Source organism: Anaerotalea alkaliphila (genome assembly GCF_010179735.1).
Lineage (GTDB): Bacteria > Bacillota > Clostridia > Lachnospirales > Vallitaleaceae > Anaerotalea > Anaerotalea alkaliphila.
On sequence record NZ_JAAEEH010000081.1, the window covers coordinates 1 to 1,827 of the forward strand.

The following is a 1,827-nucleotide window of genomic DNA, read 5'->3' on the forward strand; positions in this document are numbered from 1 at the left end:
TGTCAAGCGTTTTTGAAAATGTCCCGAAAAACTTATAACATAGGCACCAGCTATTGCTGGTGCTTTTTTGGTCTTGGGCGTGATGCAAGGGAGCGGCATTTATTCCACGGACCTGTTTACAGCGAGCCTCCCATGGCATGTTTCAAGGCATAGGAGGCATCCCTGTGGTTTTTGGGCACGGCAAGGAAGCATGGGATGCCTTGCAAACAAGCATAACATGCCATCAACTCGCTATAAACAGGCTTTCGCGGCATAAAGGCCTTTGGGCGGGTAGTCGCCGTAGCGCGCAACCCAGGAGCTAGACGTGTGCTACGGAGTCCAGGAGCTGATCCTGGCGGTGCGGCTGCGTGTTCACGTACTGAACGAAAGAATTGCGTTTCCAGGGATGGGACATGGAAGGGACATGGCGTTTCTTGGGTTTGGGGGCAGGCGCTGCATGCTGTGCGGCGAAGTTCCTCGAGGCACGCTCGTGGGTGGGGATCAGGTCAAGGGCGTAGACCGTCTCGTTGATGGATGCAAAGAGGCTTCCATCGAAGGCCTTGATGACTAGGGCGTCTGTTCCCTTGCGGTAGTAGGCCGGGAAGCCGTTTGAAGTCACGGGCGTATAGAAAGAGTTGTCGAAGCGGATGGAATGGCCGCTGTCGACCTTGCGGTTGGCAAGGACGGCAAGGGTAAGATTGATTGTTTCATTACCCGGTTGTGTTTCGAAGACAGATTTGGTATGATTGACCGGTAGTGCAAAACGAGCGTTGTATTCTTGTATGTAGGAATCCAAGAATGCGTTAGCCTGCTCTATGGTTGTAGCGCCCGCCAGTCTTAGTTCGAGGGGCAAGCGTGATTGCAAGGTTTGAAACAAGCGTTCAACGCGCCCTTTGGCCTGGGGGATGCTTGTGGTGACAATTTCGACTCCGAGCTGTTTGCAGGCGTAGCCGAATTGAGTAAAGGTGTCCTCTTCTATGGAAGGGGACCCTTTTAGTTTGTATTCGAAAACGGTGCGCCTGTCCGTGTAGAACATGTAGGGGATGCCATGGTTCTGAAGGATTTGGCGGAAGACGTTGTAGTAGCCCTTCAGGGTTTCCTGATAGTCAAAGTAGGCGCCTACGATGCAGCCTGTGGAGTCGTCCACGGCGGCATGGAGCTGGGTTTTTGTGTCGCCGAACCACAAGTGTACAGAGGCGTCCATCTGGATCATCTCGCCGAAGTTGGCGCAGCGGGGGCGTCTGGGATGGGGATCGTCCAGGAGAAGGAGTTCCGTTGTGATCCGGTCCAGCTCCCTCTTGGAGGTGGCCGCCTGCCGCTTGGCTTCCAGCGCCTTGCGTGCCCGGGCCTTGGTGGTGCGTCTGGCCTTGGGCGAGAGTCTGCCGGAATCCATGAGGATGTTGCGCACGGTGCTTGGGGACGCATTGATTTCCTCGTGTTTTTGCAGAAGCTCGGCGTAGTGGGTATGGTTGGCTTCCGCATATTTGGTGAGGTACAGGTCCTGGATGGACTTCCTGGTCTCTGGGGGCAGGGTGCTGACGGGCTTCCTTCCACGGTTCCCATGGATGAAGAAGGCCTTGCCCAGGGACTTGTAGCCCTTGACCATGCGGTTGATGTGCCTTGTGGTGCAACCCAGCTTCTTGGCTGCATTCTTCTTGTTGCCGTCCGTATCGACGAGTTTCTTGATCACGTCGTATCTGTATTCCTCTGTCATTTGCAAGTCTACCTTTCTGATAGCGGCCACCTCGATGTATTGTATTTTGTCGCATGAGGTTCATTGTACACCATGACCGGAAGTGGGACATAATCATTTGCGTTACAATAGGACATTATCATATGTGAATCAGA

Annotated in this window: 1 protein-coding gene; it reads right to left on the minus strand. The window is 54.0% G+C overall.

Annotated features, from left to right (window positions below):
- Nucleotides 1-298: 298 nt before the first annotated feature.
- Nucleotides 299-1,693, minus strand: a complete 1,395-nt coding sequence (locus GXN74_RS14185) for an ISNCY family transposase (RefSeq protein WP_162371586.1) — start codon at nucleotides 1,691-1,693, stop codon at nucleotides 299-301.
- Nucleotides 1,694-1,827: the final 134 nt, after the last annotated feature.

Bases quoted from the DNA above. Each gene is read 5' to 3' on its own strand.
- GXN74_RS14185 (WP_162371586.1), bottom strand. From the start codon at position 1,693: ATGACAGAGGAATACAGATACGACGTGATCAAGAAACTCGTCGATACG.